This is a genomic window from Pseudomonas sp. HMSC067G02 (genome assembly GCF_001813485.1).
GTDB classification, from domain to species: Bacteria; Pseudomonadota; Gammaproteobacteria; order Pseudomonadales; family Pseudomonadaceae; genus Pseudomonas; species Pseudomonas aeruginosa.
In genome coordinates, this window is sequence record NZ_KV812729.1 from 170,229 (window position 1) to 187,479 (window position 17,251).

13 protein-coding genes are annotated in these 17,251 nt (G+C 67.5%); 8 read left to right on the forward strand and 5 right to left on the reverse strand.

The genetic code is table 11. From position 1 onward, the window contains the following. Positions 1–20: 20 nt before the first annotated feature. Positions 21–1,643 (reverse strand): inorganic phosphate transporter, encoded by a 1,623-nt coding sequence (locus tag HMPREF2914_RS29615; protein WP_019484385.1) that lies wholly within the window; start codon positions 1,641–1,643, stop codon positions 21–23. Between the two features lie 379 nt (positions 1,644–2,022). Here HMPREF2914_RS29615 and HMPREF2914_RS29620 point away from each other — a divergent pair, with 379 nt between their 5' ends. The 3 genes from HMPREF2914_RS29620 (at position 2,023) to HMPREF2914_RS29630 (ending at position 4,984) form a co-directional block, all read left to right on the forward strand. Next, the gene (locus HMPREF2914_RS29620; RefSeq protein WP_023092315.1) at positions 2,023–3,354 is read left to right on the forward strand and encodes an NfeD family protein; all 1,332 of its coding nucleotides are present in this window, start codon (positions 2,023–2,025) and stop codon (positions 3,352–3,354) included. Next, a complete protein-coding gene (locus HMPREF2914_RS29625) occupies positions 3,351–4,145 on the forward strand; it encodes a slipin family protein (RefSeq protein WP_003084693.1) in 795 nt (264 codons plus the stop codon). The genes HMPREF2914_RS29620 and HMPREF2914_RS29625 overlap by 4 nt, the downstream gene beginning before the upstream one ends. A 107-nt stretch (positions 4,146–4,252) precedes the next feature. Continuing rightward, positions 4,253–4,984, forward strand: a complete 732-nt coding sequence (locus tag HMPREF2914_RS29630; protein ID WP_003084696.1) for a substrate-binding periplasmic protein — start codon at positions 4,253–4,255, stop codon at positions 4,982–4,984. On the opposite strand, the gene yccS is transcribed toward HMPREF2914_RS29630, so the two are convergent. Beyond that, positions 4,981–7,182 (reverse strand): YccS family putative transporter, encoded by a 2,202-nt coding sequence (gene yccS / locus HMPREF2914_RS29635; protein WP_023092316.1) that lies wholly within the window; start codon positions 7,180–7,182, stop codon positions 4,981–4,983. The two genes, HMPREF2914_RS29630 and yccS, sit on opposite strands and share 4 nt — an antisense overlap. Before the next feature lie 260 nt (positions 7,183–7,442). Then, positions 7,443–8,819, reverse strand: coding sequence for an ATP-dependent RNA helicase DbpA (dbpA, locus tag HMPREF2914_RS29640; RefSeq protein WP_023092317.1), 1,377 nt, complete (start codon positions 8,817–8,819; stop codon positions 7,443–7,445). Positions 8,820–9,166: 347 nt separating this feature from the next. Between dbpA and HMPREF2914_RS29645 the strand changes: the two genes are divergently transcribed. Further along, the gene (locus HMPREF2914_RS29645) at positions 9,167–9,376 is read left to right on the forward strand and encodes a cold-shock protein (RefSeq protein ID WP_003084710.1); all 210 of its coding nucleotides are present in this window, start codon (positions 9,167–9,169) and stop codon (positions 9,374–9,376) included. Positions 9,377–9,525: 149 nt separating this feature from the next. After that, positions 9,526–10,050 (forward strand): retropepsin-like aspartic peptidase RloA3, encoded by a 525-nt coding sequence (locus tag HMPREF2914_RS29650; protein ID WP_003117916.1) that lies wholly within the window; start codon positions 9,526–9,528, stop codon positions 10,048–10,050. Positions 10,051–10,152: 102 nt separating this feature from the next. Here HMPREF2914_RS29650 and mdtD read toward each other — a convergent pair whose 3' ends face one another. Beyond that, positions 10,153–11,586 (reverse strand): multidrug transporter subunit MdtD, encoded by a 1,434-nt coding sequence (mdtD, locus tag HMPREF2914_RS29655; protein ID WP_023092318.1) that lies wholly within the window; start codon positions 11,584–11,586, stop codon positions 10,153–10,155. 374 nt (positions 11,587–11,960) lie between these two features. On the opposite strand from mdtD, the gene clpG reads away from it, so the two are divergent. Both clpG and HMPREF2914_RS29665 read left to right on the forward strand, forming a co-directional pair. Beyond that, on the forward strand, positions 11,961–14,759 hold the full coding sequence (gene clpG, locus HMPREF2914_RS29660) for an AAA family protein disaggregase ClpG (RefSeq protein ID WP_023092319.1): 2,799 nt from the start codon (positions 11,961–11,963) through the stop codon (positions 14,757–14,759). 101 nt (positions 14,760–14,860) lie between these two features. Then, positions 14,861–15,439: a DUF2780 domain-containing protein gene (locus HMPREF2914_RS29665; protein WP_003084725.1), complete on the forward strand. Its 579-nt coding sequence runs from the start codon at positions 14,861–14,863 to the stop codon at positions 15,437–15,439. Positions 15,440–15,636: 197 nt separating this feature from the next. Here HMPREF2914_RS29665 and HMPREF2914_RS29670 read toward each other — a convergent pair whose 3' ends face one another. Continuing rightward, entirely contained in the window at positions 15,637–16,524 is an 888-nt protein-coding gene (locus HMPREF2914_RS29670) for an acyltransferase (RefSeq protein ID WP_003084727.1), read from the reverse strand. A gap of 142 nt (positions 16,525–16,666) precedes the next feature. Here HMPREF2914_RS29670 and HMPREF2914_RS29675 point away from each other — a divergent pair, with 142 nt between their 5' ends. Next, positions 16,667–17,176 carry a retropepsin-like aspartic peptidase RloA2 gene (locus tag HMPREF2914_RS29675; RefSeq protein ID WP_003084733.1) on the forward strand — a complete coding sequence of 170 codons (510 nt, stop codon included), beginning with the start codon at positions 16,667–16,669 and terminating at the stop codon, positions 17,174–17,176. Positions 17,177–17,251: the final 75 nt, after the last annotated feature.

Sequence of the window (17,251 nt, forward strand, 5' to 3'; positions counted from 1 at the left end):
CCCATGCCGGCCGCCGTGTTTCAGAACAGCCGGGTAAGCAGCCAGTAGAGCGAGGCCGAGAGCAGGATCGCCGCCGGCAGCGTCAGCACCCAGGCCATCAGCAGGTTGCGGATGGTCTTCCACTGTAGTCCCGAACCGTTCGCCGCCATGGTCCCGGCCACCCCGGAAGACAGCACATGGGTGGTGGAGACCGGCAAGCCATACAGGTCCGCCGCGCCAATGGTCAGCATCGCCACGGTTTCCGCCGAGGCGCCCTGGGCGTAGGTCAGGTGGGTCTTGCCGATCTTCTCGCCGACCGTCACCACGATGCGTTTCCAGCCGACCATGGTGCCCAGGCCGAGGGCGATGGCCACGGCGATCTTCACCCATAGCGGGATGAACTTGGTGGCATCGTCGATCTTCCGCTTGAACGCCTGCAACTTGCCGCGGGTGTCGGCGTCGAAGCGGCCGACGCCGTCCTTGTCCATCAGGCGGATCGCCTCGGAGGTCAGGTACATGTCGTTGCGCACGTTGCCCATGGCTTCCGCCGGTACCCGCGAGAACGCGCCATAGCCTTTCACTTCCTGGCCGATCGAGCCGGTCAGGGCGGCCAGCGCCGGGATCAGCTCAGGCGATGCCTGCTTGCTGCGCACGTAGTCGGAGAGTACCTGGCGCGGATCGGCCGGCGCCGGTTGCGGCGCGCTCTTCACCAGCGCTTGCTGGGTGACCTCGGCGACGGCGGCGAACTGCACCGCCTGGTCCGCCGGCATGGTGCGGTTCAGGGCGTAGGCCATCGGCAGGGTGCCGACCAGGATCAGCATGATCAGGCCCATGCCTTTCTGTCCGTCGTTGGAGCCGTGGGCGAAGGACACCCCGGTACAGGTCAGGATCAGCAGGCCGCGGATCCACCAGGGCGGCGGCGCCTTGCCCTTCGGCGCCTTGTACAGCGCGCGGTTCTTCACCAGCAGGCGCAGCGCCAGGAGCAACAGGGCGGCGCAGGCGAAGCCGATCAGCGGCGAGAGCAGCAGGGAGTAGCCGACCTTGGTCGCCTGGCCCCAGTCCACCCCGCTGGTGCCATCGCGCCCGTGCATCAGCGCGTTGGCCACGCCGACGCCGATGATCGAGCCGATCAGGGTGTGCGAGGACGACGCCGGCAGGCCCAGCCACCAGGTCCCGAGGTTCCACAGGATGGCGGCGATCAGCAGGGCGAAGACCATGGCGAAGCCGGCCGAGGAACCGACCTGCAGGATCAGTTCCACCGGCAGCAGGGCGATGATGCCGAAGGCCACCGCGCCGCTGGAGAGCAATACGCCGAGAAAGTTGAAGCAACCCGACCAGACCACCGCGAAGTGCGGCGGCAGCGAGTGGGTGTAGATCACCGTGGCCACCGCGTTGGCGGTGTCGTGGAAGCCGTTGACGAACTCGAAGCCGAGGGCGATCAGCAGGGCCACGCCGAGCAGCAGGAAGGGCGTCCAGGTGGTGATCGTGGAACCGACGTCATCGACGTCCTGCATCAGGCTGTAGGCGCTGAACAGCAGTCCGGTGGCGAGCACGGCGAAGAATACGAGGGCGGTGAGGCGGCCGGGACGTTGCTCGAGATGGGGCTTGTGCGCGTTGCCGGCGGCACTGGCGACGGCGTCGGCGGGAAGGACATCGGAGGTCATGGTACGGGTCCGCGCTGGGGATGACCGGCACATGATGGGCAGGCGATTGTGACAAGTTATGTCTTGCGCATACCGGCTTCGTCTGGCGAAGAAAGGACAAGGGCCGCGGGAGGCCGCCGGAAGCCGGATGGGGTCGGGCGCCAGGCGGCCTGCCCGCTGCGGCCGCGAAGATTAATGAATTCCTGTGGCGAGTGCCATCATTTCGTCGCTAAAAAGTTGGCATGTTGAGGGATTTGCCGATCCGGACACGCGCGGGGAAGGCGAGAGCCACTGAACTAGACTCAGAAGTGCGCGGCGGGGCCGGTCGCTTGCCGGCCCGGTGCGCGGGACGAGCACCTTCGTCCCGGGGTGGCCCGGCCGGGCGGTCGGGGAGGTCGATATGCGGATGCCGTGCCGGCTCGCGCTGGCGCTGTTGCTGTGCTTCGCCGGCCCGGCCTGTCTCGCGGCCTCCGGACCGGTTCGGGTGCTCTCGGTGGATGGTGCGATCGGCCCGGCCAGCGCCGATTACCTGGTGCGCGGCATCGAGCGTACCGCCGAGGACGGCGCGCAACTGGTGGTGCTGGAACTGGACACGCCCGGCGGCCTGGACGCATCGATGCGGCGCATCGTCAAGGCGATCCTCGCCAGCCAGGTGCCGGTCGCCGGTTTCGTCGCGCCCAGCGGGGCGCGGGCGGCGAGCGCCGGCACCTACATCCTGTATGCCTGCCATATCGCGGCGATGGCGCCGGGCACCAACCTCGGCGCTGCCACCCCGGTGCGCCTGGGGACGCCGGACAAGCCCGCAGAGAAGCCCCCGGCGCGGGACGCCGAACCCATGGCGCGCAAGCAGGTCAACGACGCCGCCGCCTATATCCGTGGCCTCGCGCAACTGCGGGGGCGCAACGTCGAGTGGGCCGAGCGCGCGGTGCGCGAGGCGGTCAGCCTGGCGGCGCACGAGGCGGCGGCGCAGAAGGTGATCGACCTGCAGGCCCGCGACCTGCCCGACCTGCTGCGCCAGCTCGACGGCCGCAGCCTGCGCGTCGGCGAGCGCGCGCTGACCCTGGTTACCGCCGGCGCCACGATCGAGCGCCAGGCACCGGACTGGCGCGCGCGGTTGCTGGCGGTGCTCACCGATCCCAGCGTGGCGCTGATCCTGATGATGATCGGCATCTACGGGCTGATCTTCGAACTGGCCAATCCCGGCATGGCGCTGCCCGGCGTGCTCGGCGGCATCTGCCTGCTGCTCGGCCTGTACGCCCTGCAGATGCTGCCGCTCAACTACGCCGGGCTGGCGCTGATCGCGCTGGGCCTGGCGTTCATGGTGGGCGAGGCGTTCGTCGCCAGCTTCGGCGTGCTCGGCATCGGCGGAATCGTCTCGTTCGTGGTCGGCGCGCTGATCCTGATCGATACCGAGGTGCCCGGCTACGGCATTCCGCCCGGCCTGGTGGTGGCCCTGGCGTTGCTCAGCGCCGCGCTGATCGTCGGTCTGCTGGGCATGGCCCTGCGTACTCGCCGGCAAGCGGTGGTAAGTGGCACCGCCGGATTGGTCGGCAGCCTGGCGACGGTGGCGGCGGTGGATTCCGAACAACCCTGCGCAGGCTGGGTGCTGCTCCAGGGCGAGCGCTGGCGGGTGCTCGCCGCGCGGCCGCTGGCGGTGGGCCAGCCGGTCTGGGTGCTGGCGCGCAAGGGCCTGCTCCTGGAAGTCGCGCTGGCCGATGAAGGAGGTGGATGATGGGTATTTCCTATGGTTTGGCGATGTTGCTGGTGTTCCTCGCGCTGCTGCTGTTCAGCGCGCTGCGCATCCTCCGCGAGTACGAGCGCGGCGTGGTGTTCCAGCTCGGGCGGTTCTGGAAGGTCAAGGGGCCGGGGCTGGTGCTGGTGATCCCGGCGATCCAGCAGATGGTGCGCATCGACCTGCGCACCATCGTTCTCGACGTGCCGCCGCAGGATGTGATTTCCCGCGACAACGTTTCGGTGAAGGTCAACGCGGTGGTGTACTTCCGCGTGCTCGATCCGCAGAAGGCGATCATCCAGGTGGAGAACTACCTGGCCGCCACCAGCCAGTTGGCCCAGACCACCCTGCGCGCGGTGCTGGGCAAGCACGAACTGGACGAGATGCTCGCCGAGCGCGAGCGCCTGAACCTGGATATCCAGCAGGTGCTCGATGCGCAGACCGACGCCTGGGGCATCAAGGTGGCGAATGTGGAAATCAAGCACGTCGATCTCAACGAATCGATGGTCCGCGCCATCGCCCGGCAGGCTGAGGCGGAGCGTGAGCGCAGGGCCAAGGTGATCCATGCCGAGGGCGAGTTGCAAGCCTCGGAGAAACTCATGCAGGCGGCGCAGATGCTCGGCCGGCAGAGTGGCGCCATGCAGTTGCGCTACATGCAGACCCTCGGCGCGATCGCCGGCGACAAGAGTTCGACCATCGTCTTCCCGATGCCGATCGAACTCTTCGGCGGCAAGTACGCAGGTGCCGCGCCGCGAAACGAAAAGGCCGCCGGAGAGGACGAGGAGAGGTGAACGCGTGCGGTTTGTGATGGAAATATCATCGAGCCGCGACACGGGGACATGCGTGCCCGGGGTCGGGATGGCTATGCTGTGGCGATCCACTCCCGGGACGCTCCTTCATGCTGCGATGCGCACTCCTGCTGCTGACATTGCTCCTCCCTTGCGCGCTGCCTGCCGCCAACCTGCGCCTGGTCGGCGACTCCTGGCCGCCTTTCGTCGATTCGCGCCTGCCTGGCAACGGCCTGGCGGTGGAACTGGTGACCACCGCGCTCAAGCGCGCCGGCTTCGACTCGAGTTTCCAGCAGGTACCCTGGTCGCGTGCCCTGTACGGCGTGCGCAGCGGCGACTACGACATCGCCCTGAGCGCCTGGTACGAGCCCGCCCGCAGCCTCTACGGGCAGTTTTCCCGCGCCTACCTGAGCAACCGCATCCGCCTGCTGCAACGCAAGGGGCGGGGTATCGAGTTTTCCCGCCTGAGCGACCTGCGTCCCTACCGCATCGCGGTCGTGCGCGACTATGCCTACGCGCCCGAATTCGACCGTGACAGCCGTCTGCAGAAGGTCAACGTGACCAGCTTCGCCAACGCCGCGCGGATGCTCGAGGCGGGGCGGGTCGACCTGGCGGTGGAGGACGAGCTGGCGCTGGGGGTCGCCTTCAAGGGCGAACTGGCCGATTTGCGCGACAAGCTGGAGGTACTGCCCATCCCGCTTGGCGAGAACGGCCTGCACCTGCTGGTGAGCCTGAGGAATCCCCGGCATGACGAGATCGTCGAAGGCTTCGACCTGGCCATCCGCGGCATGCGCGACGACGGCAGCTACCAGCGCCTGCTGGAGCGCTACGGCGCGCGCTAGGGCTGGCCTGGCAGCGGCTGCGCGCCGGCCAGTTCCTTCTTCAGCAAGTGCGCGGCCAGGGTGCGCAGCGGGGCGAGCTGGCGGCAGATGTGCGCCAGTTGGGTCTGTACCAGGCGATGGCTGTCGTCCATGTCCTCGGGCATCTGCTCCAGTTCCTTGGCCAGCGCTTCCTCCTCTTCGCTGTAGATGGCGACCGGGCGTTTCTGTTCCAGGCTCGCGGCGATTTCCTCGAGGCTGGCGGAGAGCCGCTCGGCGGCGCGCTCCAGGAGGCCGTCGCTGGCGTCCTCGGGCAGGCTTTCGCGGTGCGCGCCGAGACCGGATAGATAGCTGAGCAGGGTGTGCGAGAGGACCAGGAAGCGGAAGCCGATCTCGGCGTCCTTCCTGAAGTGGCCGGGCTCCAGGAGCATGTTCGACAGGGTGGTCGAGAGCGCTGCGTCGGCGTTGTGCGCGTTGCGCCGGGCGGTGCGGTAGTCGAGGTCGTCGCGCTTGCCGGTGGCGTACTGCTGCATGATCTGCCGCAGGTAACGGCTGTTGCAGGCGAGGGTGTTGGCGAGCATGCGGTTGAGCCGGCGGCCCTGCCAGTCGGGCAGCACCAGGAACACCGCGAGGCCGGCGATCAGGCTGCCCAGCAAGGTATCGAACAGGCGGGGCAGGATCAGCCCGTAGCCATCGCCGACCTGGTTGAAGCAGAACAGCACCAGCAGGGTGATCGCCGCCGTCGCCAGGGTATAGCGACTGCTGCGGGTGGCGAAGAAGGCGACCCCGGCGGCGACCGCGAACAGCGACTGCACCAGCGGGCTGGGGAACAGGTCGATCAGCGCCCAGCCGACCACCAGGCCGACCACCGTACCGAGGATCCGCTGCACCAGGCGCAGGCGGGTCGCGCCATAGTTGGGCTGGCAGACGAACACCGTGGTGAGCAGTATCCAGTAGCCCTGGGTCGGATGGATCCAGTGCAGCACGCCGTAGCCGGCGGTCAGCGCCAGGGCCATGCGCAGGCCGTGGCGGAACAGCAGCGAGGTCGGGGTGAGCTGCTGGCGCAGGCGCTCGAAGGCGTCCTTCAGGCTGCGCGGCGAGCGGTCGAGCAGGGCGCTGTCCTGTTCGTCGGCGATGGCGTCCGGGTTGCTCGCCCCGGCCAGCTTGCGGTCCAGCGTGGTGAGGTTGGCGGCCAGGGCGCCGAGCGAGCGAAGCAGGCCCTTCCAGGCCGGGTTGCTCTGCTGGCGCAGGTGTTCGAGCGAGGCCTGGAGGTCTTCCAGGGCCAGCTCGCGGTCGGCGTAGTCGAACGGCTGGCGCAGGCGGATAGCCCGCGCCAGGGCCTGGCAGGCCTTGCCCTGCTGGTTGAGCAGGCGCTGGCAGCGGAACAGCACGTCGCTGTGGAAGAACGCCTCGGCCAGCCGGTTGTACGGGTAGTGCGAGGAACTGGCGCGCTCGTGGACGTCCTGGGCGATGAAATAGAGCTTCAGGTAGCGGCTCACCTTGGGGCCCGGCCGACCATGGCCGAGGCGGTTGAGAATGGTCTCCTTGGCCTGGTTCAGCGCCACTACCACCTTGCCGTTCTGCCGTGCCAGGGCGAGGCGCTGGCCCTCCACGTCGAGCTGGCGCAACGGTTCGAACAGGCTCGACTTGATCCTCAGGTATTCGCCCAGCTCGAAATACAGGCGGGAAAGACTCTGCTGCACCGGCTGGTTGGAGAACAGCGCGTTCCACAGCACCGAGAGCAGCCCGTACCAGGCCGCCCCGGCCACCAGCAGCAGCGGTTCGTGCCAGACATCGGCGACCTCACCACCGCGCTGGTCCACGCCGATCATGGTGTAGATCGAGAGGATCAGGGTCGCCGAGGCGATCGCCGCATAGCGCTCGCCGAGGGCGCCGAGGAGGATCATGCCGAACGCCGACAGCGCCATCCCGGAAACGAACAGCCAGGGATAGGGGAACAGCAACTCGACGGCGAAGGCGGCGACGCTGAAGCACAGCAGGGTCACCAGCAGCGCTTGCAGGCGGCCGAGCCCGTTGTCGTCGGTCTCCGCCAGGGCGCTGGCGATGATCCCGAGGAACAGCGGGATCAGCAGCTCGATGCGGTCCTGCCACCAGCACAGCAGCAGGGCGCCGGCCAGGGCGATGAACACCCGCAGGCTGTAGGCGAACTTGTCGAGGGCCCAGAGGCGGCGGAGCGTGTGTGTCAGCGAAGAGGGCGGCATGGGGCGGAGTGCTATCCGATGGTCCGTGGTTCAGCCTATGTGGCCTGTCCGGCTAATTCAATCGGCCGATTTCGCGCGACTGGAAGTCCGCTGCCCGCCGCAGTCGCAGGAAACTCTGCCGTGGGCAACTCGGTCGAGCCGGGCATCTGGCGGATGCAGGCTTCGTGCCTGCGAACGCTAAGACGTCGTCGCCGCGCCGGAAGTTACCCGGCGGCGATATCGCGCGCCGGAGCGGGCCCGGCGAGCGAAGCGGCGGCGCGTTACAGCAGGCGGACCTTGAACGAGCGCCCCTTGATCTTGCCTTCGCTCAGGCGCTTGAGGGCCTGGTGGGCGAGGCCGCGCTCGATGGCGACGAAGGCCTGGAAGTCGAAGATGGCGATCTTGCCCACCGCGCTGCCGGGCAGCCCGGCGTCGCCGGTGAGGGCACCGAGCAGGTCGCCGGGGCGCACCTTGTCCTTGCGTCCCCCGGCGATGCACAGGGTGCTCATCGGCGGCAGCAATGGCTCCGGGCTGGCCTTCAACTGGCCGAGGGCGTACCAGGCCAGCGGCTGCTTCTGCAGGTCCTCGATGGCCTGCGCGCGGCTGGCCTCGGCCGGCGCCACCAGCGACAGGGCCAGGCCTTTCTCGCCGGCGCGACCGCTGCGTCCGATGCGATGGATGTGGACCTCCGGGTCGCGCGCCAGCTCGACGTTGATCACCGTTTCCAGGGCGGCGATGTCCAGCCCGCGGGCGGCCACGTCGGTGGCCACCAGTACGTTGCAACTGCGGTTGGCGAACACCGTCAGGACCTGGTCGCGCTCGCGCTGCTCCAGGTCGCCGTGCAGGGCCAGGGCGGAAATCCGCTGCGCCTTCAGTGCGTCGGCCAGCTCCTGGCACTGCTGGCGGGTCTGGCAGAAGGCCACGCAGGACTGCGGCCGGAAATGCTGGAGCAGGCGTGCCACGGCGTCCATGCGCTGCTTCGGATCGATCTCGAAGAAGCGCTGCTCGATCTGGCTGTCGGCGTGCAGCGACTCGACCTTCACCTGTCGCGGATCGCGCATGAAGGTCTTCGCCAGCTTCTCGATGCCGTCCGGGTAGGTGGCGGAGAACAGCAGGGTCTGCCGGCGCTCGGGGAGCTGGCCGATGATCTCGGCGATGCTGTCGTAGAAGCCCATGTCGAGCATCCGGTCGGCTTCGTCGAGGACTAGGGTATTGAGCCCGTCGAGGACCAGGGTGCCTTTGCGCAGGTGCTCCTGGATGCGCCCCGGGGTGCCGACCACCACGTGCGCGCCGTGCTCCAGCGAAGCCACCTGCGGGCCGTAGGGGACGCCGCCGCAGAGGGTCAGGACCTTGATGTTGTCGGCGGCGCGGGCCAGCCGGCGGATCTCCTTGGCGACCTGGTCGGCCAGTTCGCGGGTCGGGCACAGCACCAGCGCCTGGCAGCCGAAGTAGCGCGGGTTCAGCGGGCTGAGCAGGGCGAGGCCGAAGGCCGCGGTCTTGCCGCTGCCGGTCTTGGCCTGGGCGATCAGGTCGTGACCCTGGAGGATCAGCGGCAGGCTCTGCGCCTGGATCGGCGTCATCTCCCGGTAACCGAGGGAGTCGAGATTGGCCAGGAGGTCCGCGGAAAGCGGCAGCGAGGAGAAAGCGGTGGAGGTCACGGGGCAGGGCTCGGCAGGCGATACGAGCGGCTAGTCTAGCAGCCTGCGGCGGCTTGCCGCGTGCGATCGCCGCCGGAGCAGCAGCGACAGGCAATGTATCTTTGGCCAGTACCGTTCGTCCGAAAAACGAAAAAAGCGCGTTTCTGTATTTTTATACAGGTTCGCTTTCCTCAGTTTTTTGTCGTAGAGTGCTGACACTGTGTTTGCATGGGTCGCCGTCGATCGTGACCTGATGCGGTCGGAAATTCCAGCCCGTCCTGCTCGACTCCTTGTAACTCCTTGCAACTCAGTTACCGGCTACGATTTCGTGGCTAAATCAATACCCATAGTTCCAAGGAGAACTTGCAATGTCCCGTCAGAACGGCACCGTTAAGTGGTTCAACGAAACCAAAGGCTACGGCTTCATTACCCCGGAAAGCGGCCCGGACGTTTTCGTTCACTTCCGTGCCATCGAAGGTAACGGCTTCAAGACCCTGGCCGAAGGCCAGAAGGTCAGCTTCGAAGTCGTACAAGGCCAGAAAGGCATGCAGGCCGAGCGCGTTCAGGTGATCAATTAAGATCCCTGGGCCCAGCCCGAAGAACCCGGATGGAAGCATCCGGGTTTTTTATTGCCCGGAGAAAACCGTCACACTGTCTTCGCCTGCCGTTCACCCTGTCTTGACGAGTTCCCGCCCAGAGTGGCCCGGTCCCGTTCGGAGTCGTTTCGATGAAGCCTGTGCAATCCCGTCGTCTGGCCTTCGCCGCGCTGTTGTCGCTGTCGTTCTCTTCCGCGTCCTGCCATGCCGCCACCGAGCACTGGGGCTGGATCGAGCAGTCCTGGCTGATGCCCGAGCGCATGCAGGCCAAGGCCAAGCTGGATACCGGCGCGCTGACCTCGTCGCTGGACGCGAGGAATATCCATCGCTACAGGAAGGACGGCGAGCGCTGGGTGCGCTTCGATGTCGTGCTGCCCACCGCCGACAGCAAGGCGCCGGTCAGCGTGACCTTCGAGCGCAAGGTGCTGCGGCTGATCAAGGTGCGCGGCGCCGGTGGCAGCGACAGCCGTCCGGTGGTGGCGATGGACATCTGCCTGGGCGCCAAGCTGCTGCGCGAGCAGTTCTCCCTGCGCGACCGCGGCAACATGAACTATCCGGTGCTGCTCGGCCGCCGCACGCTCGAACACCTCGGCGCGGTCGACGTGTCCCGAACCTTCACCCGCAAACCCACCTGCGGCGCGCTTGCCGCTCAGTAGAAGAACCCGCGCGGCAGTCCGGCGGCCAGCGCCAGCCGGGGCAGCACGATCAGCGCCGTCATCCACAGGTTGCGCGGGCGCGCCTCGTCCTCGCGAGCCCGGCTAGAGGTCCGGGTCCTTTTCCGGATCGACCCGGCGTGGGCTGGTGCGGCCGTCCTCGCTGCCGAGCTGGAAGAAGATCGCTGCGGCCAGCATCGACATCAGGCCGACGCTGACATAGGTGGCGTGGAAGGCGCCGAGTACGGTGTCCTGCCCCGTATCCAGGTCGGTCTGGAAACCGCCCAGCAACGCCGCCGCGCAAGCCACGCCAAGGCTGATCGACAATTGCACGACCACCGACATCAGGCTGTTGCCGCTGCTGGCGTTGCTGTCCTGCAGGTCGATCAGGGTGAGGGTGTTCATCGCCGTGAATTGCAGGGAGTTCACCGCGCCGAGCAGGCTCAGGTGCAGCAGCAGCCAGACGTAGGGGGTGTCCTGGTCGACCAGGCCGAAGCCGGCGATCAGGCAGCCGAGGATCAGGGTGTTGCCGACCAGCAGCTTGCGATAGCCGAAGAAGTCCAGCAGTGGCTTGGCCATCGGCTTGGCGACCATCGCGAACAGCGCCAGCGGGATCATGGTCATGCCCGCGGTGGAAGGCGGGTAGCCCAGTCCCACCTGCAGCAGCAGCGGGGTGAGGAAGGGCAGGGCGCCGCTGCCCAGGCGGGCGAACAGGTTGCCGAGGATGCCGACGGCGAAGGTCCGCGCCTTGAACAGGCTCGGCGGGAACAGCGGCTTGTCGATGCGTAGCGCGCGCAGCCAGTAGGCGGTGAGCAGGACCAGTCCGCCGATCAGCAGCAGGACCACGCGCAGGTGCGACAGGTGCAGCTCTCCGAGTCCTTCCAGGGCGATGGAGATCAGCACCATGGAGCCGCCGAAGAGCAGGAAGCCGATGCTGTCGAAACGGCTCGGCACCGGGCTGCGCAGGTCCGGCATCAGCTTCATCGCCATCAGGCAGCCGAGCAGGCCGACCGGCAGGTTGATCAGGAAGATCCAGTGCCAGGAGGCGTACTCCACCAGCCAGCCGCCCAGCGTCGGTCCCGCCAGCGGGCCGAGCAGGCCGGGAATGGTGACGAAGCTGAGCACCCGCACCAGGTCCTGGCGCGGGTAGACGCGCAGGATCACCAGCCGTCCCACCGGCATCATCAGCGCGCCGCCGACGCCCTGTACGATGCGCGCGCCGACCAGCAGTTCGAGGCTCGGCGACAGCGCGCAAAGCAACGAGCCGAGGCTGAACAGCAGTACCGCGCCGAGGAATACCCGGCGTGTGCCGAAACGGTCGGCGATCCACCCCGAGGCCGGTATCAGCAGGGCCACCGTGAGCAGGTAGGCGATCACCACCGCCTGCATGCGCAGCGGGTTTTCGTTCAGCGAACTGGCCATGCTCGGTAGTGCGGTGTTGAGGATGGTGCCGTCGAGGGCTTGCATGAAGAAGGCGACGGCGACCAGCCAGGGCAGTTGGCGGGCGATGCGGGGGGTGAGCTGGAACGGCTCGCTCATGGACGGGCTCCCTCGGGCGGACAGGGCCCAAGCATAGAGAAGTTCTCGCCGCGATGGGACGGCCGACGACCGGATCGGGGCGAACAGCGGGCATTGCCGCGGAAGTCGCGGGCCAGAGCGGTCGCCTTTCATTGTCCTGGGTCAAGCCGAAGCGCTGGCGCTCGCCGGCTGCTGTGCTAGTACTCAAGAGTCACCCCGTCAGTGGCTGCGGATGCGACGCCGGCGCTTCGTCATCGCACGGACATGTCCCGCGTTGCATGCTCGACGGCGCGTGCTTCACCGCCTTGTCGCGATGTTCTCCACGCAGCGCTCGGCGACCCCGGTCGCCGCCGCCGTCGCCGAAGCCCACCTTCCGTGGAAACAGGAGCCCTCCCATGGCCCAGGAACTTTGCGCTATCTGCCACGAACGTCCCGCCGTCGCCCGCGTCAGCCTGGTACAGAACGGCCAGCGCCGCGAACTCGCCCTCTGCGAACTGCACTACCGCCAGTTGATGCGCCAGCAGCGCATGCGCTCGCCGCTGGAGTCGCTGTTCGGCGGCGGCAGCCCGTTCGACGAGATCTTCTCCGGCTTCGGCGAGCAGAGCCCGGTCACCCCGGTGCGCGCCCGCGAGCCGGAGGCGGTGGACATCGCCGAGTACTTCAGCAAGCAGACCACCGAGTACCTGCAACGCGCCGCGCAGGTCGCCGCCGAATTCGGCAAGCGCGAAGTGGACACCGAGCACCTGCTCTACGCCCTGGCCGACGCCGACGTGGTGCAGGCGGTGCTCAAGCAGTTCGGCCTGTCGCCGGCCGACCTCAAGCAGTACATCGAGGCCAACGCCGTGCGCGGCGCCAGCAAGGGCGAGGCGAGCGAGGACATGACCATCTCGCCACGGGTGAAGAGCGCCTTGCAGCATGCCTTCGCCCTGTCCCGCGAACTCGGCCACAGCTATGTCGGCCCCGAGCACCTGTTGCTCGGCCTGGCAGCGGTGCCGGACAGCTTCGCCGGGACGCTCCTGAAGAAGTACGGCCTGACCGAGCAGGCGCTACGGCAGAAAGCGGTCAAGGTGGTCGGCAAGGGCGCCGAGGACGGCCGCGTGGACGGCCCGAGCAACACTCCGCAACTGGACAAGTTCAGCCGCGACCTGACCCGGCTGGCCCGCGAAGGCAAGCTCGATCCGGTGATCGGCCGCTCGAAGGAAGTCGAGACCACCATCGAGGTGCTCGCCCGGCGCAAGAAGAACAACCCGGTGCTGATCGGCGAGCCCGGCGTCGGCAAGACCGCCATCGTCGAAGGCCTGGCCCAGCGCATGGTCCAGGGCGAGGTGCCGGAGGTGCTGCGCGACAAGCGCCTGGTCGAACTGAACATCAACGCCATGGTCGCCGGCGCCAAGTACCGCGGCGAGTTCGAGGAACGCCTCAAGCAGGTGATGGACGAACTGCAGGCGGCGCAGAGCGAGATCATCCTGTTCATCGACGAGGTGCACACCATCGTCGGTGCCGGCCAGGGCGGCGGCGAAGGCGGGCTGGACGTGGCCAACGTGCTGAAGCCGGCGATGGCGCGCGGCGAGATGAACCTGATCGGCGCCACCACCCTCAACGAGTACCAGAAGTACATCGAGAAGGACGCCGCGCTGGAGCGGCGCTTCCAGCCGGTGTTCGTCCCCGAGCCGACGGTGGAGCAGACCATCTCCATCCTCCGTGGCCTGCGCGACAAGCTCGAAGGCCACCACAAGGTGACCATCCGCGACGAGGCCTTCGTCGCCGCCGCCGAGCTGTCCGACCGCTACATCGGCAACCGCTTCCTGCCGGACAAGGCCATCGACCTGATCGACCAGGCCGCCGCCCGCGTGCGCATCGCCAGCACCTCGCGGCCGGCCGAGATCCAGGAACTGGAGGCCGAGCTGGCGCAGCTCAAGCGCGAGGAGGACTACGCCGCCAGCCGCAAGTGGTACGACGAGGCGAAGGTCTTCGAGAAACGCATCCAGGAACGCAAGGAACACCTCGAGCAGATCACCGAGCGCTGGCAGCAGACCCAGGGGTCGAAGACCGAGGAGGTGCGGGTCGAGGACATCGCCGAGATCATCTCCAAGCTCACCGGCATCCCGGTCACCGAACTGACCGCCGAGGAGCGCGAGAAGCTCCTGCAGATGGAAGAGCGCCTGCACCAGCGGGTGATCGGCCAGCAGGAAGCGATCACCGCGGTCAGCGACGCCGTGCGCCTGGCCCGCGCCGGGCTGCGCCAGGGCAGCCGGCCGATCGCCACCTTCCTGTTCCTCGGCCCGACCGGGGTGGGCAAGACCGAGCTGGCCAAGGCCTTGGCCGAGGTGGTGTTCGGCGACGAAGACGCGATGATCCGCATCGACATGAGCGAATACATGGAGCGCCACGCGGTGTCCCGGCTGATCGGTGCGCCGCCGGGCTACGTCGGCTACGACGAGGGCGGCCAGCTCACCGAGCGGGTGCGCCGGCGGCCGTACAGCGTGATCCTGCTCGATGAGATCGAGAAGGCCCACGCCGACGTCAACAACATCCTCCTGCAGGTGTTCGACGACGGCCGCCTGACCGACGGCAAGGGGCGCGTGGTGGACTTCACCAACACCATCATCATCGCCACCAGCAACCTCGGCTCCGAGCTGATCATGAAGAACGCCCAGGCCGGCGAGTTCGCCCAGCCGCCGGAGAAGCTCAAGCGCGAACTGATGACTACCCTGCGCGGGCATTTCCGCCCGGAATTCCTCAACCGCCTCGACGAGGTGATCGTCTTCGAATCGTTGAGCAAGGCGCAGATCGAGGACATCGTGCGCCTGCAACTGGAGCGGGTGAAGCGCGCCGCGCACGCCCAGGACATCTACCTGCACATCGACGACAGCCTGGTCGGCCACCTCGCCGAAGAGGCCTACCAGCCGGAGTTCGGCGCCCGCGAACTGAAGCGGCAGATCCGCCAGCAGCTGGAGACGCGCCTGGCCACGGCGATGCTCAAGGGCGAGGTGAAGGAGGGCGAGACGGTCACCTTCTTCTACGACGCCAAGGACGGCGTCGGCTACCGCAAGGGCGCCGCGCCGAAGCCGGCGGCACGCAAGAAGTCCGGTGCCGGCGAGACGCCCAGGGGCCGCGCGACGGCGGCGAGGAAGCCGGCGGCGAAGAAAGGCGCCGCCGCCAAGGGCAAGGCCGACAAGCCGAAGGCCAAGTGACCCGACCAAGGTTGGGGAACAAGGCACCGGCCGGCCGGTCGAAATCTCACCCCGGCCTGCGAATGCGGCCGGGGCGTTCGATATCTCATGAGGAATTGCCGATGCGCGTCACCACTCACGCTACCCTGGCCGCGGCCCTGCTGCTCAGCGCCGCCTCCGCGTTCGCCTTCAATCTCGGGGATGCCGCCAAGGCGGTCGCCGGGGCGTCCCAGGGCGACTCCGCCCAGGTAGCCACCACCCCGCAGACCAGCGGTCTGCTCGGCGCACTCACCGGTCAGCTCGGGGTCAGCCAGGAGCAGGCGGTCGGCGGTACCGGCGCCCTGCTCGGCCTGGCCAAGAACCAGTTGGCCGGCAACGATTATTCGCAACTGGTTAAGACCATCCCCGGCCTCGACAAGCTGGCCGGCAACAACGCCCTGGCCGGTCTCGGCGGGCTCGGCAACGTGCTCGGCAAGAGCGGCGGCGACAGCAAGGGCCTCGGTTCGCTGCTCGGCAATGCGGACAGCATGGGCGACGTGAACAAGGCCTTCGGCACCCTGGGCATGGATAGCGGGATGACCGAGAAGTTCGCCCAGGTGCTGGTCGACTACTTCGGCAAGCAGGGCGCCAACAGCGAGCTGCTGGGCAGCCTGAGCAATCTCTGGGGAGTGAGCAAGGCGGGCGGCTCGTCGCTGCTCTGATCTGCCGCCAGCGGATCGGCGGATAACCGCGTTGCGGTTATCCGCCCTACGAAGTGGGTGCGGCGCCCGGGTATTCGCTGCCCGCACCGGTAGGGCGAATAACGCCCTCGGCGTTATCCGCCGCCGCTCCGTGGAAACGGCGGATAACCGCGTTGCGGTTATTCGCCCTACGAGATGGGTGTGCTTCGGCCGGTACTTCAGCGCAGTTGCCGCAAGCGGGCGATGCGTTCGTCCTTTTCTTCCCACATGCGCGAGACCCATTCCTGCACGTACTGGCGGAACACCGGGTCGTTCTCGTAGTCGCCCTGCCACAGGGCGGGATCGATCGGCCGGGTCTGGATGTCGACGATCACCTTCGGCACCCGTCCGCAGAGCAGGTCCCAGAATCCCGGCACCTTGTCGCTCGGGTAGACCACGGTGACGTCGAGCAGGGCGTCCAGCTGCTCGCCCAGCGCGGCGAGGACGAAGGCCACCCCGCCGGCCTTGGGCTTGAGCAGGTGGCGATAGGGCGACTGTTGCTGGGCCTTCTTCTGCTCGCTGAAGCGCGTGCCTTCCAGGTAGTTCACCACGGTCACCGGGATGCGCTTGAACTTCTCGCAGGCGGCCTTGGTGATCTCCAGGTCCTTGCCCTTGAGTTCCGGGTGCTTCTCCAGGAAGGCCTTGGAATAGCGCTTCATGAACGGATACTCCAGCGCCCACCAGGCCAGGCCGAGGAAGGGCACCCAGATCAGCTCCTTCTTGAGGAAGAACTTGAAGTACGGGGTGCGCCGGTTGAACACCTGGATCAAGGCGGGGATGTCGACCCAGGACTGGTGGTTGCTCACCACCAGGTACGAGGTGTCCTGGCGCAGGTCGCCGGCGCCGCGCACGTCCCAGACCGTCGGCGTGCAGGTGGCGAAGATCCACTTGTCGATCTCCGCCCAGGTCTCGGCGATCCACATCACGCCCCTGGAGCAGAGATCCTTCAGGCGCTGGCCGGGGAGCACCAGCTTGAGCAGTGCGATCAGCATCATCGGGCCGATCAGGATCAGCGTGTTGAGAAGCAGCAGAAGGCTGCTGGTCAGGCCGGTCAACAGTTCCCGCATGGTTGGTTTCCCTGTCCTGGGTGTGGGTCGACGCGGCCCATCATACGCATCCGCGCCGCGCCGCCCAAGCCGCCGGCGTGGCGAACGAAACCGCGCCGTGCTAGTCCTATGTGGACCTCGTATCACTTCAGGAGATGCCCGCGTGAAGCGTGCCCTTGCCTTGCTCTCGCTGTTCGCCCTGCCGGTCCTCGCCGCCGAGCCCAACCTCTACGGCCGCTACGAATGGGTCTCCCTGCCGGAGCTGGACCGCACCCTGCAGGCGAAGATGGACACCGGCGCCTACACCTCCTCGCTGTCGGCCAAGGACATCGAGTTGTTCCAGCGCGACGGCGAGGAGTGGGTGCGCTTCCGCCTGGCCACCAAGGAGGCCGATGGCTCGGTGTTCGAGCACAAGCTGGCGCGCATCGGCAAGATCAAGAACCGCGCCGACAACCGCAACGGCGAGGACGAGGATGAGGACCGCCTGAGCGAACGCCCGGTGATCGACCTGCAGGTCTGCCTGGGCGGAGCGATGAAGACCATCGAGGTCAACCTCACCGACCGCAGCGCCTTCAACTATCCGTTCCTGATGGGCACCAAGGGCTTGCGCAAATTCCACGTCGCGGTCGATCCCTCCGAGCGCTTCGTCGCCGACAAGCCCACCTGCAAGTAAGCGTCCTACGCCACCGGCGGCGCGATTGACGCGCGCGCCGGCTTGCGGCACCGTTCCGGCATTCCCGTCAGCCGC